The 24,418-nt window shown below is 70.2% G+C and carries 29 protein-coding genes; 22 read left to right on the forward strand and 7 right to left on the reverse strand.

Going from position 1 to position 24,418, the window contains the following annotated elements; all coding sequences use genetic code 11:
- The first annotated feature begins 33 nt into the window (after positions 1-33).
- From ACO2Q2_RS06360 to ACO2Q2_RS06390, 7 genes are all read left to right on the forward strand, one after another.
- Positions 34-273 (forward strand): hypothetical protein, encoded by a 240-nt coding sequence (locus ACO2Q2_RS06360; RefSeq protein ID WP_423254920.1) that lies wholly within the window; start codon positions 34-36, stop codon positions 271-273.
- 426 nt (positions 274-699) lie between these two features.
- Positions 700-879 (forward strand): hypothetical protein, encoded by a 180-nt coding sequence (locus ACO2Q2_RS06365; RefSeq protein ID WP_423254921.1) that lies wholly within the window; start codon positions 700-702, stop codon positions 877-879.
- A 378-nt stretch (positions 880-1,257) separates the two neighbouring features.
- Positions 1,258-2,895, forward strand: coding sequence for an MFS transporter (locus ACO2Q2_RS06370; RefSeq protein WP_423254922.1), 1,638 nt, complete (start codon positions 1,258-1,260; stop codon positions 2,893-2,895).
- Between the two features lie 31 nt (positions 2,896-2,926).
- Positions 2,927-3,211: an aspartate/glutamate racemase family protein gene (locus ACO2Q2_RS06375; RefSeq protein WP_423254923.1), complete on the forward strand. Its 285-nt coding sequence runs from the start codon at positions 2,927-2,929 to the stop codon at positions 3,209-3,211.
- A gap of 155 nt (positions 3,212-3,366) precedes the next feature.
- Positions 3,367-4,989, forward strand: coding sequence for a carboxylesterase/lipase family protein (locus ACO2Q2_RS06380; RefSeq protein ID WP_423254924.1), 1,623 nt, complete (start codon positions 3,367-3,369; stop codon positions 4,987-4,989).
- 253 nt (positions 4,990-5,242) lie between these two features.
- The gene (locus ACO2Q2_RS06385) at positions 5,243-5,695 is read left to right on the forward strand and encodes a hypothetical protein (RefSeq protein ID WP_423254925.1); all 453 of its coding nucleotides are present in this window, start codon (positions 5,243-5,245) and stop codon (positions 5,693-5,695) included.
- 66 nt (positions 5,696-5,761) lie between these two features.
- Positions 5,762-6,274 (forward strand): DUF6630 family protein, encoded by a 513-nt coding sequence (locus ACO2Q2_RS06390; protein WP_423254926.1) that lies wholly within the window; start codon positions 5,762-5,764, stop codon positions 6,272-6,274.
- Positions 6,275-6,367: 93 nt separating this feature from the next.
- On the opposite strand, the gene ACO2Q2_RS06395 is transcribed toward ACO2Q2_RS06390, so the two are convergent.
- The gene (locus tag ACO2Q2_RS06395; RefSeq protein ID WP_423254927.1) at positions 6,368-6,646 is read right to left on the reverse strand and encodes a hypothetical protein; all 279 of its coding nucleotides are present in this window, start codon (positions 6,644-6,646) and stop codon (positions 6,368-6,370) included.
- A gap of 123 nt (positions 6,647-6,769) precedes the next feature.
- Between ACO2Q2_RS06395 and ACO2Q2_RS06400 the strand changes: the two genes are divergently transcribed.
- Together ACO2Q2_RS06400 and ACO2Q2_RS06405 are read left to right on the forward strand one after the other, a co-directional pair.
- Entirely contained in the window at positions 6,770-8,113 is a 1,344-nt protein-coding gene (locus ACO2Q2_RS06400) for an amidohydrolase family protein (protein ID WP_423254928.1), read from the forward strand.
- Between the two features lie 163 nt (positions 8,114-8,276).
- Entirely contained in the window at positions 8,277-9,662 is a 1,386-nt protein-coding gene (locus ACO2Q2_RS06405) for a cytochrome C (RefSeq protein ID WP_423254929.1), read from the forward strand.
- 269 nt (positions 9,663-9,931) lie between these two features.
- Here ACO2Q2_RS06405 and ACO2Q2_RS06410 read toward each other — a convergent pair whose 3' ends face one another.
- Positions 9,932-10,807: an endonuclease/exonuclease/phosphatase family protein gene (locus tag ACO2Q2_RS06410; RefSeq protein WP_423254930.1), complete on the reverse strand. Its 876-nt coding sequence runs from the start codon at positions 10,805-10,807 to the stop codon at positions 9,932-9,934.
- A 45-nt stretch (positions 10,808-10,852) separates the two neighbouring features.
- Positions 10,853-11,503 carry a bifunctional nicotinamidase/pyrazinamidase gene (gene pncA / locus ACO2Q2_RS06415; protein WP_423254931.1) on the reverse strand — a complete coding sequence of 217 codons (651 nt, stop codon included), beginning with the start codon at positions 11,501-11,503 and terminating at the stop codon, positions 10,853-10,855.
- A gap of 198 nt (positions 11,504-11,701) precedes the next feature.
- On the opposite strand from pncA, the gene ACO2Q2_RS06420 reads away from it, so the two are divergent.
- From ACO2Q2_RS06420 to ACO2Q2_RS06440, 5 genes are all read left to right on the forward strand, one after another.
- Positions 11,702-11,836, forward strand: coding sequence for a hypothetical protein (locus ACO2Q2_RS06420; RefSeq protein ID WP_423254932.1), 135 nt, complete (start codon positions 11,702-11,704; stop codon positions 11,834-11,836).
- A 172-nt stretch (positions 11,837-12,008) separates the two neighbouring features.
- Complete coding sequence (locus ACO2Q2_RS06425; protein ID WP_423254933.1) at positions 12,009-12,464, forward strand: PA2169 family four-helix-bundle protein; 456 nt, start codon at positions 12,009-12,011, stop codon at positions 12,462-12,464.
- Positions 12,465-12,546: 82 nt separating this feature from the next.
- Positions 12,547-13,032, forward strand: a complete 486-nt coding sequence (locus ACO2Q2_RS06430; RefSeq protein WP_423254934.1) for a putative toxin-antitoxin system toxin component, PIN family — start codon at positions 12,547-12,549, stop codon at positions 13,030-13,032.
- A gap of 113 nt (positions 13,033-13,145) precedes the next feature.
- Positions 13,146-13,334, forward strand: coding sequence for a CPXCG motif-containing cysteine-rich protein (locus ACO2Q2_RS06435; protein WP_423254935.1), 189 nt, complete (start codon positions 13,146-13,148; stop codon positions 13,332-13,334).
- Positions 13,335-13,370: 36 nt separating this feature from the next.
- Positions 13,371-13,763: a hypothetical protein gene (locus ACO2Q2_RS06440; protein ID WP_423254936.1), complete on the forward strand. Its 393-nt coding sequence runs from the start codon at positions 13,371-13,373 to the stop codon at positions 13,761-13,763.
- A gap of 165 nt (positions 13,764-13,928) precedes the next feature.
- On the opposite strand, the gene cls is transcribed toward ACO2Q2_RS06440, so the two are convergent.
- Entirely contained in the window at positions 13,929-15,308 is a 1,380-nt protein-coding gene (gene cls, locus ACO2Q2_RS06445) for a cardiolipin synthase (protein WP_423254937.1), read from the reverse strand.
- Between the two features lie 347 nt (positions 15,309-15,655).
- On the opposite strand from cls, the gene ACO2Q2_RS06450 reads away from it, so the two are divergent.
- Positions 15,656-16,666: a zinc-binding alcohol dehydrogenase family protein gene (locus ACO2Q2_RS06450; protein ID WP_423254938.1), complete on the forward strand. Its 1,011-nt coding sequence runs from the start codon at positions 15,656-15,658 to the stop codon at positions 16,664-16,666.
- Positions 16,667-16,768: 102 nt separating this feature from the next.
- Here ACO2Q2_RS06450 and ACO2Q2_RS06455 read toward each other — a convergent pair whose 3' ends face one another.
- A complete protein-coding gene (locus ACO2Q2_RS06455; protein ID WP_423254939.1) occupies positions 16,769-17,431 on the reverse strand; it encodes an energy transducer TonB in 663 nt (220 codons plus the stop codon).
- Positions 17,432-17,730: 299 nt separating this feature from the next.
- Between ACO2Q2_RS06455 and ACO2Q2_RS06460 the strand changes: the two genes are divergently transcribed.
- The gene (locus ACO2Q2_RS06460) at positions 17,731-18,162 is read left to right on the forward strand and encodes a hypothetical protein (RefSeq protein ID WP_423254940.1); all 432 of its coding nucleotides are present in this window, start codon (positions 17,731-17,733) and stop codon (positions 18,160-18,162) included.
- A 125-nt stretch (positions 18,163-18,287) separates the two neighbouring features.
- Entirely contained in the window at positions 18,288-18,953 is a 666-nt protein-coding gene (gene trhA / locus ACO2Q2_RS06465) for a PAQR family membrane homeostasis protein TrhA (RefSeq protein WP_423254941.1), read from the forward strand.
- Between the two features lie 4 nt (positions 18,954-18,957).
- Here trhA and ACO2Q2_RS06470 read toward each other — a convergent pair whose 3' ends face one another.
- Entirely contained in the window at positions 18,958-19,443 is a 486-nt protein-coding gene (locus ACO2Q2_RS06470; RefSeq protein WP_423254942.1) for a DUF456 domain-containing protein, read from the reverse strand.
- Between the two features lie 72 nt (positions 19,444-19,515).
- A complete protein-coding gene (locus ACO2Q2_RS06475) occupies positions 19,516-20,292 on the reverse strand; it encodes a ferredoxin--NADP reductase (RefSeq protein WP_423254943.1) in 777 nt (258 codons plus the stop codon).
- Positions 20,293-20,448: 156 nt separating this feature from the next.
- On the opposite strand from ACO2Q2_RS06475, the gene dusA reads away from it, so the two are divergent.
- The 5 genes from dusA (at position 20,449) to ACO2Q2_RS06500 (ending at position 24,355) form a co-directional block, all read left to right on the forward strand.
- A complete protein-coding gene (gene dusA, locus ACO2Q2_RS06480; RefSeq protein WP_423254944.1) occupies positions 20,449-21,468 on the forward strand; it encodes a tRNA dihydrouridine(20/20a) synthase DusA in 1,020 nt (339 codons plus the stop codon).
- An 89-nt stretch (positions 21,469-21,557) separates the two neighbouring features.
- Positions 21,558-21,881, forward strand: coding sequence for a PepSY domain-containing protein (locus ACO2Q2_RS06485; RefSeq protein WP_423254945.1), 324 nt, complete (start codon positions 21,558-21,560; stop codon positions 21,879-21,881).
- Positions 21,881-22,573 (forward strand): response regulator transcription factor, encoded by a 693-nt coding sequence (locus ACO2Q2_RS06490; protein WP_423254946.1) that lies wholly within the window; start codon positions 21,881-21,883, stop codon positions 22,571-22,573. Before ACO2Q2_RS06485 ends, ACO2Q2_RS06490 begins: the two co-directional genes overlap by 1 nt.
- Positions 22,539-23,954 (forward strand): ATP-binding protein, encoded by a 1,416-nt coding sequence (locus ACO2Q2_RS06495; protein ID WP_423254947.1) that lies wholly within the window; start codon positions 22,539-22,541, stop codon positions 23,952-23,954. Before ACO2Q2_RS06490 ends, ACO2Q2_RS06495 begins: the two co-directional genes overlap by 35 nt.
- 8 nt (positions 23,955-23,962) lie before the next feature.
- Positions 23,963-24,355 carry a hypothetical protein gene (locus ACO2Q2_RS06500; RefSeq protein WP_423254948.1) on the forward strand — a complete coding sequence of 131 codons (393 nt, stop codon included), beginning with the start codon at positions 23,963-23,965 and terminating at the stop codon, positions 24,353-24,355.
- The last annotated feature ends 63 nt before the right edge of the window (positions 24,356-24,418 follow it).

Below are 24,418 nucleotides of genomic sequence, written 5' to 3' on the forward strand. Positions count from 1 at the left end.
CGATACAGACCGCTTGACCTTGGCGCTCGCCGCGTGCTGCCCGCTGGGTCGGACGGCATCACGCGTCGGCGCCACTCCTGCCGATCGCTTTACTGGTCCGCGGCCGACGAAGGCGCGCACTCTCCTCAAAATACCCGGAATCCGCATGCAGACTCGGGATGCCACGCCGGCCTGGGCTTTCGCGAAGTGGGCACGCAGACGCTGGGCGCGGGCAAGCAGGTGTCGCTGCAGGCGCTGGAGATCGCGGCGGATACGCCGCTGTCGCGCGGCTGAGGCAGGGCTTCGCATTGCGGCTGCCGGCGCCTCGCCACATCCGTGCGTCAGAAATGGCCTACATCGACGTCAGTCAATAGCCGATGGGAGCCCCCCTCGCCGTGAGCGCATGCTGCACCGACCCCGCGAGTCGGCACCAAGGCCGGCCGGATGTCTGGTGAGAACCTCGAAAAACTCGAAATCAGGCTCGTCATCCCCGCGAAAGCGGGGATCCAGTGACTCCAAGGCCCTCAAGGACACTGGATTCCCGCTTTCGCGGGAATGACGAACAAAGAGCGGTTTTTCGAGGCTTCCTGGTGCAAGTGACCGGCTCGGAATGCCTGGCGGAACCGACGGACGGGGTGCTGCATGGCTGGGCAGCCGCCCCCGATTGCCCGCCTTTTGGCGCCCGTGCCCCGGGCGCTTTTTCTGTCTGGAGTGACCCTCATGCTGGACGTGCGCAACCACCGGGATGGCTTCGTCGTCTATGACCTGGTCAGCGACGAGCCGGTGATGCGCTTCGACACCCTGCGCGATGCCGATGCGTTCGTGGCCGAGGCGGTGATCGCCGATCTGCATGCGCAGCTGCAGCGCTGGTCGCTCGATCACGTGCCGGCAACCTGGTAGCTCCGCCACGTCGAAGTTTCCCGGGACAGGCCGCCGCGCGGTGTCCCGGGCCAGTGCCGTCCGGGGCGCGTGTCCGCATCCTTGTCGTGCCCGCTGTGCCGCGGACGTTCCACTCCCGCAAGGCCCCGTTCGGGACCTTTTCACTTTGTCGCGCCAGCGCCGCCTGCCGACGGCGCTCTGCCAGCAGCCTGTCGGGCTTTGGTCGGCCGGGCTGCGAATCCGTCTGTGCGGTCCCTATTTCCGCCGCTTCTTGGCCCATAGCACCACTATGGGCCGGCGAAACGTCGAAAATCTGTCCTCGCACAGCCGACTTCTCGCCTCGACCAGCAAAGCCCGACAGGCTGCTAGCCTGTCGCCTCCTCGTTCCCCGGCCCTGGCATGCGCACCGACGGCATTTCGTTCCACCATCCGCTGGCGTTCTGGGCCGGCTGTGTGCTGCTGGTGGCCGGGGTGCTGGCGCATGTGCCGATGTTCCTGATGGGGGCGCCGATGCACTACCGCCTGGCCGGCATGCCGATGGATGCGACCATGCTGACCGGCATGGCGATGATTCCGCTGGGCCTGGCGCTGGCCGCCTACGGCCTGGCGCCGCGCATCGAGCAGGTGCGGCGCACGCTGCATGGCTCGCGCAACCGCGCCTGTTTCCATCTCGCCGACGGCGTGCCGCTGAATCGCGAGCACTGGACCCTGGTGCTGGTGCTGGTGGTGGCGCTGGCGGTGGACGTGATGAAGCCGGCCACGCTCGGTTTCGTGATGCCCGGCATGACGCGCGAGTACGCGATCAGCCAGGAGAGCGGCGCCTGGCTGGCGCTGGTGGCGTTGACCGGCACCACGGTGGGCTCGGTGGTGTGGGGACGCATCGGCGACGTGTTCGGCCGGCGCGCGGCGATCCTGCTGTCGGCGCTGATGTTCATGGGCACGGCGATCTGCGGCGCGATGCCGTCGTTCGGCTGGAACCTGGTGATGTGCTTTCTGATGGGTGCCTCGGCCGGCGGTCTGCTGCCGATCGCCTTCACCCTGATGGCCGAGGCGATTCCCGCGGCCCATCGCGGCTGGCTGCTGGTGGCGCTGGGCGGCATCGGCACCTCGGCCGGCTACCTGCTCGCCGCCGGTGCGGCGGCGGTGCTGGAGCCGCTGTTCAGCTGGCGCGCGCTGTGGCTGCTGGGCCTGCCTACCGGCGCGCTGATCGTGCTGCTCAACCGCTGGATTCCCGAGTCGCCGCGCTTCCTGTCCAACGCGGGCATGGAAGCGGCGGCCCGCGCGGTGCTGCTGCGCTTTGCCGGCGCCCGCGCGCAGGCGATCGAGGTCGACGATGCGGCGCATCCGGGTGCGCCGATCGTCGACGAGCAGCATCCCGTGGCCGGGCTGCGCCAGCTGCTGCGCGGGCGGCACGCGGCGATCAGCTGGGGGTTGATGGTGTGCGGCACGGCGTGGGGACTGGTGAACTTCGGATTTCTGCTGTGGCTGCCGGTGAACCTGGTGAAGCTGGGCGTGGACCCGGCCGGCGCCAGCGCGCTGCTGGCGCGTTCGGCGTTCATCGCGCTGCCCGGCATCGGCGTGGTGGTGTGGCTCTATCACCGCTGGAGCAGCGTGCGTTCGCTGGTGCTGTTCATCGCGCTGACGGCGGCGGCGCTGCTGACTTTCATGGCGATGGCATGGCTCGATCTGCGTTCGGCGCAGCTCACCACGGCGGCCACCGCAGCGCTGCTGGTGAGCGTGAGCGGGGTGATCGCCATGCTGATTCCCTACGCCGCCGAGATCTATCCGGTGCACCTGCGCGGCACCGGCGCGGGGGTGATCGCGGCCAGTTCCAAGTTCGGTGGCATCCTCGGTGCCGGGCTCGGCGTGCTGGGCTGCTTCGAGCATCTGGCGCTGGCCGCGGCGCTGATTGCGCTGCCGATGCTCGCCGCCGCGGTGATGCTGGCGCGCACCGGCATCGAGACGCGCGGGCTGGGGCTGGAGGAGATCCAGACCGCGATGGGTGCGCCGCTGGCCGACCCGCCGCGGCGCCACTGACTTTTTCGTTCGACACGCATCACGGATTGCCATGAAAACGATCGGACTGCTCGGCGGCATGAGCTGGGAATCGACCATTCCCTACTACCGCCTGATCAACGAGGCGGTGAAGCAGCGCCTGGGCGGGCTGCACTCGGTCAGACTGCTGCTGCACAGTGTGGACTTCGCCCAGATCGAGGCCTGCCAGCGCGCCGGCGACTGGGCCGCGGCCGGCGCGCAGCTGGCGCAGGCCGCGCGAGGCCTGCAGGCGGCCGGCGCCGACCTGCTGCTGAGCGCGCGCCGCCCGCGATCGTGCGCGGTTACAGCCCGCCGGTGAGGCACTGGCCGCGGCCGTGGTCGGAGCCCCACTCCTCGTCGCTGTCGGTGACGATCGACACCGTCCGTCGCTCGCCTCGATGCCGCAGCTGGGCTCCAGCTCGCGGCACAGCTCGGCTAGGCTTGGGCATCCGCCCACCGTCCGGAACCCCTGCCATGCGCCTGCGTCCTGCGTCAGTTCGTCCCTCCCGCCTGGCCGTCGTGCTGCTGGCGCTTGCCACCTGCGGCCCGGCCATCGCGCAGGATGCGCCGCACGTTGCGGTGAACGGTGGGCCGCTGGTGGGCAAGACGGCCACCGTCAGCGGCGTGGCGCTGCAGGAGTTCCTGGGCATTCCCTATGCCGCTGCGCCGGTCGGGCCGCTGCGCTGGAAGCCGCCGCAGCCGGTCGCCGGCTGGAACGAGCCGCGCAAGGCGACCGCGTTCGGCCCGCGCTGCATGCAGCTGCCGCTGTTCGGCGACATGGTGTTCCGCTCGCGCGGCATGAGCGAGGACTGCCTGTATCTCAACGTGTGGACCCCCGCCGCGCCGGCGGCGGCGAAACGCCCGGTGCTGGTGTATTTCTACGGCGGCGGCTTCGTGGCGGGCGACGGATCGGAGCCGCGCTACGACGGCGCCAGCATGGCATCGAAGGGGCTGGTGACGGTTACCGTGAACTACCGGCTGGGCGTGTTCGGCTTTCTCGCCGCGCCCGGCCTGGCCGCCGAATCGCCACAGCATGCGACGGGCAACTACGGCCTGCTCGACCAGGTGGCCGCGCTGCGCTGGGTGCGCGACAACATCGCGCGCTTCGGCGGCGATCCGGCGCGCATCACCATCGCCGGCGAGTCGGCCGGCTCGATCTCGGTGAGCGCGCTGATGACCTCGCCGCTGAGCCGGCAGCTGATCGCCGGGGCGATCGGCGAGAGCGGTGCGCTGATCGCCCCGATCGCCCCGCAGCCACGCGCGGCCGCCGAAGCCACCGGCAGCGCGTTCATGGCCCAGCTGCACGCCGACTCCATCGACGCGCTGCGTGCGATGCCGGCGCAAGCGCTGCTGCAGGCCACCGATCCGCAGGCCAGACCGGCGTTCGACTTCGCCCCCGACGTCGACGGCCTGTTCCTCACCGAAGCGCCGGCCGAGACCTTCGCGCATGGCGAGCAGGCGAAGGTGCCGCTGCTGCTGGGGTCCAACTCGCAGGAGGGTTTCTACCCGGCGATCCTGCACGACCGCCCGCCCACGCCGGCCAACTATCGTGCCGCGCTCGATGCGCTGTTCGGCGACCGCGCCGCCGAGGCGCTGCGGCTGTATCCCGGCGCCACCGCCGACGAGGTGAAGCGCTCGGCCACCGCGCTGGCCGGCGACCTGTTCATCGCGCACAGCACCTGGCGCTGGATGGAGCTGCACCGCCGAAGCGGCGGCCAGCCGGTCTACTTCTACTACTACGCGCATCCGCGCCCGGCCAGGTACCATCCCGCGCCGGGCGAGCGGCCCGACACCGGCGCAGTGCACAGCGGCGAGATCGAATACGCGCTGGGCAACCTCGACGGCAACGCGGTGTATGCGTGGACGCCGGTCGATCGCGTGGTGTCGCGCACCATGCAGGGTTACTTCGCGCAGTTCGTGCGCCGCGGCGATCCCAACCGGGCCGGCCTGCCGGCGTGGCCGGCGGTGAGGGAATCCCGCGGCGGCATCACGCGGCAGACCATCGACGCCGACACCCGCACCGGGATCGATCGCGGCGCCGCGCGGCAGGCCTTCCTGCGCGACTTCCTGGCCAGCCATCGCAACCCATTGCGATGACCCTGCACGTCGACACCTGCGCCTGCGATCGCGTTGTGCCCGGAGCGGCGCGTGGACCATCGTCACGCAGCGCACGCGGATAATGCCGGTCATGCCCGTGTCCAGGCCGGACAACGAAGCCTATCGTCTCGCGCGGCTGCGCGCGCCTGGCGTCCGATAGCGCGCCCGAGCCGCTGCTCGATGGATTGGCCGAAGCGGCCGCCCTGGCGCTCGGCACGCCGATGCAGCGCGAGCTGCTGCGCGCACTGGTCAGGTGGCGGCCGAGGTACTGCAGTTGCGGCTGGATTCGCTGGAGCGCGAAGTGCTGCTCGATCGCACCGGTCGGCTCGCCGACATCGGTGGCTGGATGCTCGACCTGGGCACCAACCCACTGCAATGGTCGCCGCAGACTTGCTCGACAGGGACGGCAGCGTGCGCATGTGGCAGTACCACAACGTGCTCGACGACAACGTGCTCGACGACCAGTCCGGCGAGCCGTACATCCTCGGCCACGCGCAGGACATCACCGAGCGCGTGGCGCTGGAACGTTCGCTGCGCGAGTCGGCCATCCGCGATCCGCTCACCGGCTGCTTCAATCGCCGCTACCTCGCCGATCGCCTTCACCCTGGGCGCGGCCACCTTCGGCCACGGCGTCTCGCTGGACCAGGCGCTGGCCGAGGCCGACCGCCGCCTCTATGCGCGGCGCGCGATCGAACGTGGTCGCTGAGCCGCCGACGCTTCCGCTGCGCGTGCGGCTGCGTCACCATGAGCGCCCCCACCGTAGCCGATCCCCATGCACGACGACGATCACGGCCACGATGCCTTTGACGAGAACGACGATCCGGTCGAGGCCCAGGTGTGGCGGCTGCTGGCGCTGATCAACCCCGGCGACGAGGACACCGCGCTGCGCCAGTTCGCCGCCTGGCGCGACGTGCAGGCCGATTCCGGCGACGGTGCCGACGCGGTGGAAACGGTGGGCGAGGTGATCGACTGGAGCTCGGGCTTCCGCGCCGACGACGCGCCCACGCTGGTGCAGGCGCTGAACGAACTGGCCGCGCGCTGGAACCTGGCGATCGAATGGGACGGCGATCCCGACGACGACGGCTTCTTCGACGAGCGCGAGCCGGCCGACCTGCTCGCCACCGCCTGCGACCGCCTGCTCGAACACGGCTACACCGCCTGGATCTACGAGAGCCCCGCCGCCGGCTACGCCGGCTGGATCACCCTGAGCCGCGATGCCGAACCGATGCGCGAGATCGCCACCGCGCTGGGCATCAACCTGCGGCTGGCCAGCGAGGCCGGCTGAGAGGCTGAGAAAAAATCGACCGCCTGCTGCGACCGTCGCCAAATGCCCGTGCCGGTGGCGCGCTCGCTGCGGCGGTCGACTTTTCTCGGCCGCTCAGTCGGCCGCGCTCGCCGGGGCGTCGTCGTCGAAGCCGGTATAACCCTCGGGGAACACCGGGGTGCCGTCGTCCTCCAGCCCGACGAGGTCGTCCAGCGCCTTTGCTGCGGCCGCCTCGGCCACGTCCAGCTCGCGGAAGCTGCGGTTCTCGCAGATCGCGAAGTACACGGGGAAGCCACCGGCCATTGGCGTCACCGCCAGCCACGCGGTGTAGCGCGAGCCTTCGCGCGTCGCGCCGGAGCGGACGTGATGACGATCGAGGGTGCGCTCGGCCATGGACGGTCTCCGCAATGGGGCGCGCAGTGTAGCGCGGGGCCGGCCGATGCCGACCAACGTATCGATGCGCGGGATCGCGCGCGCCGGTAGAGTCGCCGGACCTTTCCCGCGCAGGAACCGCCCATGTCCGTACGCCCCGTTTCCTTCCGTCGCGCGCTGTGCGCCGGCGCACTGTTCGTCCTCGCCGCCGGTGCCGGCGTCGCGCAGGACGCGCCCGCCGCGCCGCCGGCAGCGCTCACCGCGGTCAAGGCCGCGCACTGGATCGATACCGAGTCCGGCCGCGAGCGCGGCCCGGTGGTGGTGGTGATCAAGGGCGAGCGCATCGCCGAGGTGCGCGCCGGCGCCGACGTGCCGGCCGGTGCGACCGTGATCGACCTGGGCGACGCCACGCTGCTGCCCGGCCTGATCGACGTGCACGTGCACCTCACCTCCGACCCCACCACCAGCACCGGCAACTACTACCGCGACGCGCTCACCCGCAGCGCGATGGACGACGCGGTGCTGGCGCCGACCCTGGCCAGGCGCACGCTCGACGCCGGCTTCACCACGGTGCGCAACGTCGGTGCGCCGGCCTATATCGACGTGGCGCTGCGCGACGCAATCGATCGCGGCCAGATTCCCGGCCCGCGCATGCTGGTGGCCACCGTGGCGATCGGCTCCACCGGCGGCCACGCCGACGACAGCACCGGATTCTCGCCGGACATCACTTTCGGCGGTCCCAGCGGGGTGGCCGACGGCGTCGACGCGGTGCGTGCGAAAGTGCGCGAGAACGTCAAGCGCGGTGCCGACGTGATCAAGTTCATGGCCAGCGCCGGCGTGCTCAGCAACGAGGCCTCGGTGGGCGCGCCGCAGTACTCGCAGGCGGAGATGGACGCGATCGTCGACGAGGCGCACCGCTGGGGCAAGAAGGTGGCCGCGCACGCGCACGGCGCCGAGGCGATCGACATGGCGATCCGCGCCGGCGTGGACTCGGTGGAGCACTGCAGCTTCATCGACGCGGAGGGCCTGAAGCTGGCCAAGGCGCGCGGCACCTACCTCGACTTCGACATCTACAACGACGACTACATCCTCGCCGAATACGCCAAGCTCGGCACGCCGCCGGCGCAGATCGCCAAGGAGAAGCTGGTCGGCCGCGTGCAGCGCGAGAACTTCCGCAAGGCGGTGCAGGCCGGCGAGAAGATGGCCTTCGCCACCGACGCCGGCGTCTACCCGCACGGCTGGAACGCCAGGCAGTTCGCCAAGATGGTGCAGTGGGGCATGACGCCGATGCAGGCGATCCAGTCCGCCACCTGGAACGCCGCCGACCTGCTCGGCTGGCGCGACCGCGTGGGGGCGATCAAGCCGGGCCTGTACGCCGACCTGGTGGCGGTGAAGGGCGATCCGCTGAAGGACGTGAGCGTGCTGGAGCACGTCGACTTCGTGATGAAGGGCGGCCGCGTGGACAAGCCGGACGCCGCCGCCCGCTGAGCCGCGATGCGCATGGTCGGGGTGGCACCGGCCATGCACGGCCACGCGCAGGAAACTGCGAACGTGGACGGCACTTGACTGCGGTCAAGGCGGGTCGGATGGCCGGCGAGGATCCTGCGTGCAACGTCGCCGCCATGTGCGACATCATGCTGGAGGAATCGCCATGAAAGTCTCGCCGCTGTTCCGATGCACCCCGGGCCGTCGCGCCGGTGCCGGCGCCGCGCTGCTCGGGTTGATGATGCTGGGGCTGGGGCTGCTCGCCCGGCGCGTGGAAGCGGTCCCCTCGTTCGCACGCCAGACCCAGCTGCCATGCACGGCCTGCCATGTCGGCGGTTTCGGCCCGCAGCTCACCGCCTTCGGCCGCCAGTTCAAGCTGATGGGCTACACCATGAAGACCGGCAACGGCGCGAACGTGCCGCTGTCGGCGATGCTGGTGGAGTCGTTCACGCACACCGCCAGGGCGCAGGTCGATCCGCCCGCCAGCGGCTTCAGCCGCAACGACAACACCGAACTGCAGCAGGCCTCGGTGTTCCTCGCCGGCCGCCTGAGCGAGCACGTGGGCGCGTTCGCGCAGGCCACCTACTCGCAGAACGGTGGCCTGCTCGGCTGGGACAACATGGATGTGCGCTACGCCAACAGCTTCAACGCCGGCAAGCACAACGCGATCTGGGGCGTGTCGCTCAACAACAACCCCACCGTCACCGACGTGTTCAACACCGCGCCGGCCTGGCAGTACCCGTACATGTCCGCCGACCTCGCCCCCGGCGCGCCGGCCATGCCGATGCTGTTCGGCGGCCTCGGTGGCCAGGTGATCGGCGTCAACGCCTACCTGCAGCTCGACGGCCGCTGGTACGGCGAAGTGGGCGCCTACCGTTCGCTGTCGCCGTCGTTCCTGCGCAAGGTGAATGCCGGTTTCGACGGTCGCCTCGCCTCCACCGCGCCGTATGCCCGGTTCGCCTACACCTGGAGCCTGCCAGCCGGCGAACTCACCACGGGCGGCTTCTACCTGCACGCGCGGCGCGGGCTGCCGGGCGTGAACGCGGCGGGTCAGGCGGTGGCGCAGCCCGGGCCGACCGACCGCTTCGACGACTTCGGCCTGGATGCCAGCTACCAGCGCGCCTTCGGCAGCGACCATCGGATGACGGTCAATGCGCTGTACGTGGGCGAGCGGCAGAAGCTGGACGCGACATACGCCTCCGGTGCGTCGACCTACCATACCGGCCGGTTGAGCGCGCTCAACCTGGCCGCCAGCTACTGGTATCAGGACACCTGGGGCGCCACGGTGAACCTGTTTGCCGACAACGGCCGCCGCGATCCGCTGCTGTACGGCAACGACGGCAAGCCGGACACCCGCGGCGGCATGCTGGAGGCCGACTGGAATCCCTTCGGCCACGCCGACTCGTGGGCGCGGCCTTTTGCCAACGTGCGCGTGGGCCTGCAATACACCTGGTTCACCCGCTTCAGCGGTCGCGTGCACAACGTGGACGGCGCCGGCCGCCGCGCCAGCGACAACAACACGACCTTCCTCTACGTGTGGCTCGCGATCTGAGTCCACGCACCGCCGCTGCCCGTTCGCGCGGGCAGCGGCAGTGCGCTCGGCCGAGCGCGCTCCAGTCCACCGGCTCCTCGTTCCCGCGGCTCCTCGTTCCCAGTGATCTCGAAGATCAGCTGGCGGTAAACGAAAAGGGCCGCGTCGAGGCGATCGATGCGGCCAAGGGTTTGAACCGACCACTGCCATGGACGGAGCCGGTGTCGGAGGGGATCCGAAGCGGCCCGCGCACTATGGCGAGGCGGCGTCTCGGATCCCGCGACGGGTCGTCACGGCGTGGCCGCGGCGGACGCGTTCCAGCGCAGCACCGCCAGCACCGGGAAATGGTCCGACGGGTACACCGCGCCCTCGTGCGCGGTGATCGTGTCGGCGCGCAGTGCGGTGAAGCCGCGGGTGAGAATCCAGTCGATGCGCTTGGTCGGCGTGCCGGTGAAATTGTGGAAGGTGTTGTCCGGGCCGGCATGCTCCGGCGCGCTGGTGCGCGCGTCGACGAGCAGGCCGGTGAGCAGCGCGTGCGCTTCGCTGGCCGGCGTGGTGTTGAAATCGCCGGTGAGCACGATCGGCACGCCCTTGGGCAAGGCCTGCAGGCGCGCCAGGATCTCCCGGGCGCCCTTGCTGCGCGCCGGCTCGTCGCGGTCGCGGTAGGGCAGGTGGGTGTTGAAGAAATAGAAGCGGCGACCGTCCGCCTTCCGCTCGAACAGCGCCCAGGTGACCATGCGCGGATACGGGTGCCCCCAGCTGATGCTGCCGGGCACGTCCGGCGTGTCGGACAGCCAGAAGTTGCCCGAGGCGATCACCTTCAGCCGGTCGCGGCGATAGAACACGCCCATGTGCTCGTCGCCCTCGCCGCCGCGGCGGCCCTCGCCGAACCAGGCGTACTGCGGCAGCTTCGCCACCACGTAATCGCCCTGCCGCCTGTGCAGCTCCTGCGTGCCGAACACGTCGGGGTCGGCATCGCGCACGGTGCGCACGAACAGCTCGCGACGGTTCTCCCACACGTTCACGCCATCGGCCGAGGGCGTGCGCACGTTGAAGGTCATCACGCGCAGGTCGGGCGGCGGAGCGGCGCGCGGTGCCGACGTGGCGCAGCCGGCGAGGGCGGCGGGCAGCAGCGCGCAGAGCATCCAGCGGATGTGTCGGTGCATGGCGAGGGTTCCAGGCAGGTCAGGTGGGCAGGTCAGATGGACAGGTCAGGTGGACAGGGCGGCGGCATCGGCCAGCCCGATGCCATCGCGTTGCATGGCCGCCCGCGTGGGCGCATCGCCGGCCGGCGTCACCGGCCGGCACAGCTCCCACAGCACGTGGGTGCGAAAGCCCAGCCGCGCGGCGTCCTGCGCGCTCCACAGCACGCACACGTCGCGCGCCAGGCCGCACAGGTAGACCTCGTCCACGCCGCGCTCGCGCAGCCAGCCGGCCAGTCCGGTGGGCGGGCGCGTGCCGGCCGGGCCGTGGTTTTCCCGGAACGCGCTGTACGAATCCACGCGCGGGTCGCTGCCCTTGCGGATCACCGCGTCCACGCTCGACCAGTCCACGTCCGGGTGCAGCGCGGCGCCCGGCGTGCGCTGCACGCAGTGCTCCGGCCACAGCGTCTGCGGCTGCTCGTACAGCGTGATGCTCTCGAACGGCGCGCGACCCGCGTGCGAGCTGGCGAAGGAGACGTGCCCGGCCGGATGCCAGTCCTGCGTGGCGACTGCGTGGCCGAAGCGGCGCGCACGCAGCAGCGCGTCGATGCCGGGCACGATCGCGTCGCCTTCGTGGCAGGCGAGCGCGCCGCCGGGCATGAAGTCCGGCTGCAGGTCGATCACGATCAGGGCGGCGCGGGAGAGGTCGATGGCGGACATGCGGGTCGGGCGTATCGGGGAAGGGCGTTCGATCATGCCTCCTCGCCACGCGGCGCGTCGAGGCGAGTGCGTCGCGCGCGGGCGCTCTGCGACCATGCGGCGATGTGACAATGCGGCGATGTCCGCGCGCCGCCTGTTTCCGCTGCTGCTGTTGCTCGGCCCGGCCGCCGCCGCGGCCCCTGACGACAAGGCCCTTCCATGATCGCGATGATCGGCTTCGACGCCGACGACACCCTCTGGCACAGTGAGGGCTACTACCAGGCGGCCAGCGCCACGTTCGTCGACATCGTGGGGCGCTACGTCGACCTCGCCGCCAACGCGCGCGATAACTGAACGCGTTCAGCAGCGTGAGCGCGCAGGGCTCGCGCGGTCACATCGATGAAGGCGATACAAGCGTGCATTTCACGCCCCGGGTCGGGCGCCATCGGCAGCATGTGTACCGGCGAATCCCCCCCCGTTCGCCGGGCGCCCTGTCGACGCCCCACCCACTGCCGAGGAACTCCCCATGAGCAAGACCGACCACGACGTGAAGGTACTCAACGACCTCATCGAAACCGCCATCGACAGCGCCGACGGTTACCGGGAAGCGGCCAAGGACGCCGACAACACCCGCTTCGCCGGCAGCTTCGCCAGCCGCGCGCAGGAACGCGCACAGGTGACCGGCCAGCTGCAGCGCCAGGTGCGCCTGCTTGGCGCCGAACCGGAGGACGACGGCTCGGTGCTGGCGCGGGCGCACCGCATGTTCGTCAACCTGCGCAAGTCGCTCAGTTCGGGCGATACCGCGGTGGTCGACGAGGTGGAACGCGGCGAGGACCACATCAAGGCAAAATTCGAGCACGCGCTCAAGGATGACACGCTCTCGCCGCCGACCCGCTCGGTGATCATGCAGGCCTACGTATCGGTGAAGGCTGGCCACGACCAGATGCGCGATCTCAAGCAATCGTTGCATCGCCAGAACTGAGAGGCCGAGCGTGCGATGCAGCGGCCCCGCCCCGGCTGGGCCGCTGCTACAGTGCGCGCGCTTTCCCACCGGCGATGCCGTCATGTCCGCTGCTGCCCGCGATGGCGTCCCACGCATCGTGCTTGACACCAATGTCTGCCTGGACCTGTTCGTGTTCCGCGATGTGGCGTGTGCGTCGCTCGCCGCGGCGCTGGCGGCCGGGCAGGTGCAGGCGGTGGTCGATGCGGCCTGCCGCCGCGAATGGCTGCGGGTGCTCGAATATCCCAGCGTGCCGATCCGCCCCGAGCAGCGTGCGGAGCTGCGCGAGCGCTTCGACGCCGCGGTGCACCTGCTGGCCGAGCTGGCGACATCCGCCGGCCTCGCGCCGCTGCCGACCTGCCGCGATCCGGACGACCAGAAATTCCTGGAACTGGCGCTGACCAGCGACGCGCCGTGGCTGATCAGCAAGGATCGCGACCTGCTCAAGCTGGCCCGGCGCACGCGCAAGGCGGGGCTGTTCCTGATCCTGAAACCGGAACAATGGTCGCCGGCGCTGATCGGTCGCGCGCTCGCGCCGGGCGTGGCGTAGGCGGCCACAGGTCCGTTTGCGGCGCATCGGCAGCCGGCATGCGGCGATCCGGGCATGGGGCGGCGAGGGCGGCTGTGCTTCAATCGGCAGCCCCCACTTCGCGAGTCGCCGCCATGCTGGATACCGTGCCGATCGACTGCCCCTACTGCGGCGAGCCGATCGAGATCTACATTGAGCCGGCCGAGGAGTCGCACCGCTATGTCGAGGACTGCCCGGTGTGCTGCCGGCCGATCACCGTGTCGGTGCAGGTGCATCTCGACGGCGAGATCAGCGTGAGCGCCAGTTCGCAGGACGACGCGTGAGCGTGCGGCTTGCCACGCGCCGTCAGGGAGTGCGCCATGCCGTATGACCAGTCGTGGATGGGCTACGGCTTCGTCGGCGGCCTGCAGGCCGGGGCGATCAGCGCCGTGGCCGGTGCGCTGCTGTTTGCGCTGTTCCACGCGATCGGCCGTCGCGGCCGCTGGAGCGAGGCGAAGAAGATCGGCTGGTCGTACCTGCTGGCACTCGCGCTGAGCGGCGGCGGCGACATCGGCAACCTGTTCTATTTCAACTTCGGCAAGCTGCAATCGCTGGTCCTGCTGCGCGCCAAGCTGGCCGAGGTGCACGATCCGGACAACCTGGGCACGCGCGCATTGTGCGAAATGGTCGGCGTGGGCGTGGGCATCTTCGCCGCGTGGCTGGTGATCGACTGGCTGGCGCGGCGCCACGCCCGGGGCGGCGCGTCGCGCTAGCGCGAAACCTGTAGGAGCGCACCCTGTGCGCGAATGCTTTTGGCGTTTGGCTTTGATGCCGATCAGGAGCAAAAGCATTCGCGCACAGGGTGCGCTCCTACAGGTTTCGGATGTTGCTGAATTTCAGCGGCGCAACACCAGCGGCGTCGCGCCAGGGCATCCCCCCTACAGGATCGGATCGAACAGCCGCGCCACGTGCATCGCCACGCGGCGCAGGTAGGGCGCGTCGTCGTACTCGCGCGCATCGATGGCGCGGCAGCGGGCGAAGTCTTCGCGCAGCATCGCCTCCACGTCGGCGGCGAAGGCCTCGTCCACCGCCAGCGCGGTGATCTCGAAGTTGAGCCGGAACGAGCGGCTGTCCAGGTTCATGCTGCCGATCGCGGCCGTGTGGTCGTCCACCAGCACCGCCTTCTGGTGCAGGAAGCCAGGCTGGTAGCGGTACATGCCGATGCCCCGCTGCAGCGCCTCGTGCGCGTGCAACGTGGAGGCGAGGAACACGCCGTGGTGATCCGGCCGCGCGGGAATCATCACGCGCACGTCCACCCCGCGCAGCACCGCCAGCTGCAGGGCCGACAGCACCGCGCTGTCGGGCACGAAATACGGCGTGCTCAGCCACACCCGCTGGCGCGCCGCGTTGATCAGCGCGGTGAAGCACAGCGAGCCGGTTTCCTGGTCGTCGGCCGGGCCGGTGGTGAGAACCAGCACGCTGGCGGTGCCGTGGTCGGCGATGGCGCCGACGGGCGGCAGGGTGGTGCCGGTGCTCCAGTACCAGTCCTCGGCGAAAGCCTGGCGCAGGTCGGCCACGGCCGGTCCGCGCAGTTCCAGCTGGGTGTCGCGCCAGGGCGACAGTGGCGGTCGTCCGCCGAGGTATTCGTCGCCCACGTTGAGCCCGCCGACGAAGCCGCAGGCGTCATCCACCACCACCAGCTTGCGGTGGTTGCGGAAGTTGAGCTGGAAGCGGTTGCGCCAGCGCCGCCCGGCGAAGGCCTGCACCTGCACACCGCCGCGGCGCAGGGTGTCGACGTAGGCCGGCGGCAGGTCGTGGCTGCCGATGTTGTCGTACAGCAGGTGCACGCGCACGCCGGCGGCGGCGCGTTGCAGCAGCGCCTGCTGCAGGCGACGGCCCAGCATGTCGTCGTGGATGATGAAGAACTGCACCAGCACGTCGCGCTGCGCCCGGGCGATGGCCTCGAACATCGCGTCGAAGGCGGCCTGGCCATTGACCAGCAGGCGCAGCGCATGGCCGCGGCGGAACGGCCGGCCGGCCAGCGCGGCCAGTGCGTCGAACCGTACGCAGGCTGGGTGGGCGCCCGCTGCGGCGAGGATGCCGGTGCCTCGCCGGCGCGGCGTCGGCGAGTAGCCGCGCACGTGGCTCGATCCCAGGTACAGGTAGGACACCAGGGTAACGTAGGGCAGCAGCACCAGGCCCAGCGCCCAGGCCATCGCGCCCTGCGGCGTGCGCGCGTGCACCACCGCGTGCATGGCGGCGAGTGTGCCCAGCAGGTGCAGGGCGAGGGCAGTGAGCGCGAGGATGTCGGTCAGCATCGCGGCTGGCGGCGCGGAGCATGACGGCGCATGCGCGGGTGGGGCCGGATCTCTTGCATCGAAGTCTCCGCGGTGGCTATGTCGGCGCGCGACGGGGGCCGCAGCGCGGTGAGATCGCGCGTCGAGTGTCGCCAATCCGCCCGGCAGGCGGCAAGGGTGGACCATGGTCGGCATGCTGGGCGGCGGCATGTTTCGCTACGCTCGGGCTGTTCAGCGTCGTCGTTCGGGGCCGTCATGGGAGCCGACAGCCGGAGCCGTCAGCCGGGGCCTCCAGCCGGAGCCTCCAGCCGGAGCCGTCAGCCGGGGCGTCCCACCATGCCTGCCTTCCCCTTTCCCCAGGAGTTGCCATGAAAGCCGTTGCCTACCGCCAGTCGCTGCCCATCGACGATCCGCACAGCCTGCTCGACGCGACCCTGCCCGAACCGCCGGCACCGACCGGACGCGACCTGCGGGTGCGCGTGCAGGCGGTGTCGGTCAATCCGGTGGACACCAAGATCCGCCGCAACGTGGACCCCGCCGGCGCCGACAAGGTGCTGGGCTGGGACGCCGCCGGCACGGTGGAGGCGGTCGGTCCCGAGGCCACGCTGTTCAGGCCGGGCGACGCGGTGTTCTACGCCGGCGCGATCGACCGCGCCGGCAGCAACGCCGAGCTGCAACTGGTGGACGAGCGCATCGTGGGGCGCAAGCCGGCCTCGCTGGATTTCGCGCAGGCCGCCGCGCTGCCGCTGACCGCGATCACCGCGTGGGAGCTGCTGTTCGACCGGCTCGGCGTGGCGCGCGGCGACCAGCACAAGACCTTGCTGGTGGTCGGCGCGGCCGGCGGCGTGGGCTCGATGGCGGTGCAGATCGCGCGCAAGCTCACCGGGCTCACCGTGATCGGTACCGCCTCGCGCCCCGAGACGCAGGCCTGGGTGCGCCAGCTTGGCGCGCATCACGTGGTCGATCATCGTGCCGGCCTGCTGGAACCGGTGCGTGCGGTGGCGCCGGACGGCGTGGACTACGTGATGAGCCTGACCCACACCGAGCAGCACTACGAGGCGCTGGTGGAGCTGCTCAACCCGCAGGGCAGGCTCGGCCTGATCGACGACCCGGCCACGCCGATCGACATCCGCGCGATGAAGCGCAAGAGCATCTCGCTGCACTGGGAGTTCATGTACACGCGCTCGCTGTTCCACACGCACGACATGCTGGCCCAGCACCGCATCCTCGACGAGCTGGCCGACCTCATCGACGCCGGTGCGCTGCGTGGCACCATGCGCGAGCACTACGGCACGATCAACGCCGCCAACCTGCGCCGCGCCCATGCGCAGCTGGAGAGCGGCAGCACCATCGGCAAGATCGTGCTGGAAGGATTCTGAGCCGGTGGTGCGGGCGGCGCGCGGATCGCATCCGGCACCGGCGGTCACCGCCCGCTGAAGCCATGACGCCCCGGCCGGCCCTGGGTCGGCCGGGGCGACGATTCAACCGCCGCGCAGCTGGAACGTCACCGGCACGCGCGCCCAGGCCTGCACCGCACGCCCGTCCACCATCGCCGGCTGGAACGACCAGCCCGAGAGCACCTGGCTACGTGCGCTGCGATCGAGCAGCGGATAGCCGCTGCTGCGCTCCACCTGCACGTCGACCGGCTGGCCGCTCTCATCCACCAGCACGCGCAGCAGCACGGTGCCGTGCATGCGCTGGCGCATCGCCGTGGCCGGGTAGTCCAGCGGCGCCCGTCGGTAGGCGAGGCTGGCCTCCACCGGTGCCGCGCCCACCGACGATGACGGGGGAGCGAGCGTGGGCGTGCTCACCGGCGGCGCGGCGATATTGCCGTCGTCCACCGCCGCCACGACGGGCGGCGCCACCGGCGCGGGTTTCACCCGGGTCACCGGCGTGGGGGTCGGGGCGGGCAGCGGCTTGACGTCCAGCAGCGGCGGCGCGGGCGGCGGTGGCGGCTGCTTCTCGATGATGCGCACGGTGGGAACGGGCGCCGGCCTGGACGGCACGTCCGCTAGCCGCGGTGGCAGCGGCCGCAGGGCGGCGACGAGGATGACGAGGTTGAGGGCCATCGCCGCACTCAGGGCGGCGATGCGCACCTGGTCGGGATGGGGACGACGAACACCAGCCAGGCTTGCGGACGACATGGGCGACCTCCTGACAATCGACGTGGGTTGTGGCGCCGCCGCGCTGCGGGGAAGCAGTGGGGATCGCGGAGGTGCAGCTGCAGCCTATGCCGGAAGTCATGGGTCGGGCAAGCGGACGTCTGGATGGCCAAAAGTTACCCGTGAAACCTTTGGGTCGGGGCCGATCGCCGGCGAGCCACGACGATCGGCCGGCGCGTGGTACCGACACGCGACCTGCGCAGCGTTGCACCCGATTCATCCGCCGCGCGCACAATGGGCCGATCCGGCCACGAGCCGGCCACTCGACGCGGGGAAAGATCATGGGTATTCGCACATTCGCGGTGGCGTGCGCGCTGCTGCTGGGCATGGCGGTCGCGCCGGCGGCGCGGGCGCGCGAGCTGTCCTGCAAGATGACGTTCCAGCTCTCGGGCTGGTCGGTGTTCTACAAGACCGCCACCGGCAGCGGCACGGTAACCTGCAGCAACGGCCAGAGCATGCACGTGCGGCTGCGCGCCAAGGGCGGCGGGCTGACCTTCGGCAAGATTGCCATCGACCACGGCATCGGCAAGTTCACCGGGGTCGACAGCATCGCCGACATCAAGGGCCACTACGCCAACGCCGAGGCGCACGCGGGGGCGGAGAAGTCCGCCGATGCGCAGGTGGTGACCAAGGGCAGCGTGTCGCTGGCGCTCAGCGGCAAGGGCCGCGGCTGGAATCTGGGCATCGCCTTCGGCGCCTTCATCATCGAGTGACGCGCGCCCGGCGGCGGAGCGTGCGCCGCCGCCGGATTTCCATGCGTGGCGGTATGCAGGGCAGGGGCGCCGCGCTATGGTGCAGTGCATGATAGGCCGCCATCGCGGCCCGGCGGAGAACCCACGTGACCACCCTGAGAATCGCGCCCGCGCCACGCTATGCATTCGGCGACGAGCTGGCCAGCAGCATCGTGCACGGCATCGGCATCGTGCTCAGCATCGGCGGGCTGGTCGCGCTGGTAACGCTGTCGGCGATGCATGGCACGGCCCGCGACGTGGTGGCCAGCGCGGTGTTCGGCGCCACGCTGGTGCTGCTGTACACCGCCTCCACCCTCTACCACGCGGTGCCGGTGGCCCGGGCCAAGCCGGTGCTGCGCACGCTCGACCACATCGCGATCTACCTGTTGATCGCCGGCACCTACACCCCGTTCACCCTGATCGCCCTGCCGGGACGCTGGGGCTGGAGCCTGTTCGCCGCGGTGTGGACGCTGGCCGCGCTGGGCAGCGCGCTGGAGTTCGGCGCGCTCAGGCGCTATCGCAAGCTGTCGGTGCTGCTGTACATCGGCATGGGCTGGATCGGCATGATCGCGTTCAAGCCGCTGATGGCGCACCTGCAGACCGGCGGCATGCTGCTGCTGATCGCCGGCGGCCTGGCCTATACGCTGGGCGTACCGTTCTACCTGTGGCGGCGGCTGCCGTATCACCACTCGGTGTGGCACGGCTTCGTGCTCGCCGGCAGCGTGCTGCACTACCTCGCGGTGCTGCTCTACGTGATTCCCGGCGCCGGCTGAGTCGTCAGCCCAGCAGCATCCCCAGCGCGAACAAGCCGAGCATGGCGAACGACACCGCCAGCTTGAACAGCGTGCCGAACAACAGGCCCAGCCAGGCGCTGACGCCCACGTGCGTCGAGCGCAGCACGCTGTTGCCGGCCAGCAGTTCGCCGGCGAGCGCACCCACGAACGGCCCCAGCAGCAAACCGGGGACGCCGAGGAAGAGGCCAGCAAAGGTGCCCAGCGTGGCGCCCCACAGCGCCTGCCGGCTCGCGCCGACGCGCTTGGCGCCCAGCGCGCCGGCCACGAAGTCGATGACCACCCCGGCCGCGCCCAGCAGTCCGATGCCGACCAGCCACCACGTTCCCAGGTGCCGGTAACCGTCCACCGCCGCGGCCAGCCAGATACCGCCGAACAGCATCGGGATGCCCGGCAGCGCCGGCAGCAGCGCCCCGGCCAGCCCGCCGAGCATCAGCACGGCGGCGAGGAGGTAGAGGAAGAGCTCGAGCATGGGTGGCATTTCGGATCGACGGGATGATTACCGTACACGCCGCCGCCCGCGCCGTCAGGCACGGTGCGCGCCCTACTTCTCGACGAAGGCGCGCTCGATCACGTAGTCGCCCGGCTCGCGCGTGCGCGGCGAGGCGTGGAAGCCGCGGCCGTCGAGCAGGGCGCACAGGTCGTCCAGCATGGCCGGGCCGCCGCACAGCATCACGCGGTCGGTGGCGGGGTTGAGCGGCGGCAGGCCGAGTGTGGCGCTCATCTGGCCGTCGACGATGGCGTCGGTGATGCGGCCCTGGTTGCGGAACGCGTCGCGGGTGACGCTGGGGTAGTAGATGAGCTTCTCGCGCACTAGCTCGCCCAGGTATTCGTGTTGCGGCAACTCGTGCTGCAGATAGTCGGCGTAGGCGAGGTCGCTGACGTGGCGCACGCCGTGGGCGAGCACGATCTTGTCGAAGCGCTCGTAGGTTTCCGGGTCGCGGATGATGCTCAGGAACGGCGCCAGCCCGGTGCCGGTGCCAAGCAGGTAGAGGTGCTTGCCGGGCTTGAGGTCGTTGAGCACCAGCGTGCCGGTGGGCTTGCGGCTGACGATCACCGGGTCGCCGGGCTTGAGGTGCTGCAGGCGCGAGGTGAGCGGGCCGTTCGGCACCTTGATCGAGAAGAACTCCAGGTGCTCTTCCCAGCGCGCGCTGGCGATGGAATACGCGCGCATCAGCGGGCGGCCGTCCACTTCCAGCCCGATCATCACAAAGTGCCCGCTCTCGAAGCGCAAGCCGGGGTCGCGCGTGGTGCGGAAGCTGAAGAGCGTGTCGTTCCAGTGATGCACGTCGATCACGTGCTCGGTCGCCAATGCCACCATGGTTGATACCGTTCGAATGGGAGGAGCCGGCGGGGAGGCCGGACGCGCGGTGGCGCAGGATGCGCGGTCGCCGCGAGGATCGGAAGTCAGCATGGCATTATGCCATCGGCGGCCATGCTGGCCCAGGCCGGGACGGTCGCCCCGTACAATGCGCGGATGACTGCTGCTCCCGCTCCCCTTACGGCTGATTCGACCGATGCGCTCTGGCGCGTCTGCGTCGCGCCGATGATGGACTGGACCGACCGCCATTGCCGCTATTTCCATCGGCTGCTGTCGCCGCGGGCGCGGCTTTATACGGAAATGGTCACCAGCGCGGCGCTGGTGCGCGGCGGTCAGCTGCGCCTGCTCGAGCACAGCCAGCAGGAGCATCCGGTGGCGCTGCAACTGGGCGGCAGCGATCCGGTGGAACTGGCGCGCGCGGCGGTGCTCGGCGCGCAGGCCGGCTACGACGAGATCAACCTCAACGTCGGCTGCCCGTCCGACCGGGTGCAGTCGGGCCGCTTCGGCGCCTGCCTGATGCTGGAACCGGCGCTGGTCGGGCAGTGCGTACGGGCGATGCGCGAGGCAGTGGCGGCGGCTGGCTTCGCGATTCCGGTGACGGTGAAGTGCCGCATCGGCGTCGACGACCAGGACGACTACACCGACCTGCAGCGCTTCACCGAGACGATGCTCGCCGCCGGCGTCAGCGTGCTGGTGGTGCACGCGCGCAAGGCCTGGCTGCAGGGCCTGAGCCCCAGGGATAACCGCGAGATCCCGCCGCTGGACTACGGGCGCGTGTACCGGCTCAAGCGCGAGTTCGACCCGCTCACGGTGGTGATCAATGGCGGCATCACCTCGGTGGACGAGGTGCGCGCGCATCTGTCGCAGGTGGACGGGGTGATGCTCGGCCGCGCCGCCTATCACGATCCCTACCTGCTGGCGCAGGTCGAGTCGGCGCTGTATGGCGAGCCGCTGCCCCCGCGCGAGGCGGTGCTGGCGCACCTGCGTCCCTACGTCGAGGCCGAGCTGGCCCGCGGCACCGCGATCAAGCACATCACCCGGCACCTGCTCGGGCTCTACCAGGGACAGCCCGGCGCACGCAGTTTCCGCCGCGTGCTGAGCGAGGGCGCGCACCGGCCGCAGGCCGGCTGGAGCCTGCTGGAGCAGGCGCTCGACCCGGTGCGCGTCGCGGCATGACAAGCTGCCGTGTTCGGGCCACTATTCAGCCCGGGCGCCTTAACCTCGCAGTATGCCGGGTTCCCCGCCGGCGGTCGGATCACGAACGCATGACATCCAAGACGCTTATCCTGTCGCGCCTGCTGGTCGCGTCTTCGCTGATGGCGGCGGCCACGCCGCTGTGGGCGCGGCAGGCATCCGGCCTGAGCCTGGACCAGGCGGTCGAGAAGGTGCAGCACGATACGGGGGGTAGGGTGCTTTCGGCGGATCGGCGCGAGTTCGGACGCAAGACCGAATACCGCATCAAGGTGCTCACGCCCGACGGGCACGTGCGCACGCTGGCCATCCCTGCCGATCCGGACAAGCGTCCGGCACCGGCCCAGTCAACCAAGAATCCGGCCGACAACGGCTGGGGCAACAAGGAGAAACACTGATGCGCATCCTTTTGGTGGAGGACGAGGCGCCGCTGCGCGAGACGCTCGCCGCGCGGCTGAAGCGCGACGGCTTCGCCGTCGACGCGGCGCAGGACGGCGAGGAGGGCATGTACCTGGGCCGCGAGGTGCCGTTCGACCTGGCGATCATCGACCTGGGCCTGCCCAAGATGTCCGGCATGGACCTGATCAAGTCGCTGCGCGAGGCCGGCCAGCGCTATCCCATCCTCATCCTCACCGCCCGCGGCGGCTGGCAGGACAAGGTGGAAGGCCTCAAGCACGGCGCCGATGACTACCTGGTCAAGCCGTTCCACGTCGAGGAACTGCTGGCGCGCATCAACGCGCTGGTGCGTCGCGCCAGCGGCTGGTCCAAGCCGGTGCTGGCGTGCGGGCCGATCAAGCTCGACACCACCGCGCAGACGGTGTCGGTGGAGGGCAAGCTGGTCGACCTCACCAGCTACGAGTACAAGGTGCTCGAATACCTGATGCTGCACGCCGGCGAGCTGGTGTCCAAGGCCGACCTGACCGAGCACATCTACCAGCAGGACTTCGACCGCGATTCCAACGTGCTCGAAGTATTCATCGGCCGCCTGCGCCGCAAGCTCGACCCCGAAAGCACCATCAAGCCCATCGAGACCGTGCGTGGACGCGGATACCGCTTTGCCATCCCCCGCAGCGACGGCGACGAAGACTGAGCCGCGTGCCGCGCGTCGCCCGCTGTCGCTGGCGGCGCGTGCGGCGCTGGCCACCGGCCTGGCGCTGGCCGGGTTCCTCGGCATCATCGGCGTCACCCTGTCCCAGGCCAAATACCAGACCGCGCTAAGCGGCCTGCGCGACCGGCTGCAAAACGACGTGCTGGCCTATCTGGCGCTGATCGACGTGGGCCGCAACGGTCGGCTGCTGCTGCCGTATTCCTCGCCCAACCCGAGTTTTTCCATGCCCGGCTCGGGCCTTTACGCGGTGGCGATGGGCAACGACGGCTTCCATTGGGAATCGTCCTCGGCGATCGGTCGCGATTTCGGCTTCCTCTCGCGGCTGAAGCCGGGCGAGACGCGTTTTGTCGGTCCGATCGACACGCGCATGGGCCGCATCTACTACTACAGCTACGGCGTGGTGTTCGAATCGCAGGACCACAAGGCCGTGCCGCTCACTTTCACCGTGGCGCAGACAGAGGATCAGTTCCAGGGCGAGAACGGCACCTACCGTCGCTCGCTGATCATCTACCTGTCCACGCTGGGGGTGATGCTGATCGTGCTGCAGATGCTGCTGCTGCGCTGGAGCCTGACGCCGCTGCGCAAGGTGGCGGCCGACATGAGCCGGGTCGAGCGCGGCCAGAGCGATTCGCTCGACAGCCAGTACCCGCTGGAGCTGACCGGCCTCACCGAGCGCATCAACGGTTTCATCGAGAGCGAGCGCGAGCAGCGCACGCGCTACCGCAACACGCTGGCCGACCTCGCGCATAGCCTGAAGACCCCGCTGGCGGTGATCCGCTCGCGGCTGGAGTCGTCCAGCGAGGCGCCGGCACTGGCGCGCGACGTGCTCGACCAGGTGCGCCGGATGGACGAGCTCGTGGCCTATCAGCTGGCGCGTGCCGCCACCACCGGGCGGCAGCCGTTCGCCACCGCCATTCCCATCGCGGGCCATGCCGAGGATCTGGTGCGGAGCCTGGAGAAGGTCTACGCGGCGAAGAACGTGCTGTGCGAGTTCGAGATCGACGAGGGTGCCGCGTTCCACGGCGAGCAGGGCGACCTGCTGGAACTGCTGGGCAACCTGCTGGAAAACGCCTTCAAGTGGTCGGGCCACCGCGTGCTGCTGGTGGTCAAGTCGCTGCCGCAGGCCGGCAGGCCGCGCCCGGGGTTGCTGCTGAGCGTGGAGGACGACGGCCCCGGCATCGCGCCGGACCAGGTCGACCGGGTGCTCCAGCGGGGCGTGCGCGGTGACGAGCGGGTGCAGGGCCACGGCATCGGCCTGTCCATCGTGCAGGACATCGTGCGGGCCTATCAGGGTGAGCTGGCGGTGGACCGCTCGCCGGAATTCGGCGGCGCGCGCTTCAGCGTGAGTCTGCCGCCGGGCTGAGAGGCAGGGTGCGCCGTTACTGGATCGATCCGGGCAGCAGCGACTGCCAGCCCACGTTCGAATGCGACGCCGGCGCCTGTCGTGCGCCCGTGCTCACCGGCAGCGTGGCCGAGCTGTCGCTGTCGTCGCTGCTCACCGCCGCTGGGGCGTCGCTGCTGCGGGTGGTGGACGGCGCGGCCAGGTCGCCACCGCCACTGCTGTTGCTGCTGTCGATCGTGCGGGTCCGCGAACTGCTTCCGGCGCTGTGCTGGCCCACGTTCCGGGTACCCATGTCATTGGTGCTGCCCATCGCCAGCGTCGGCGACGCGCCCGTCGCGGACAAAAGGCATCCAAGCATCCAGCAGGTGGCTCTCATGGCGATTCAACCCCTTGATTCGCATGAATCAGACGCCCGAGCGTGACAGAAAGCCGGTACGCATGCCAGTGTCCAGCGCGGCCTCGTGGCGTGGGCGGCGGCCATGTGC

The sequence above is a fragment of the Dyella sp. KRB-257 genome, from assembly GCF_049445995.1.
GTDB lineage: Bacteria > Pseudomonadota > Gammaproteobacteria > Xanthomonadales > Rhodanobacteraceae > Dyella_A.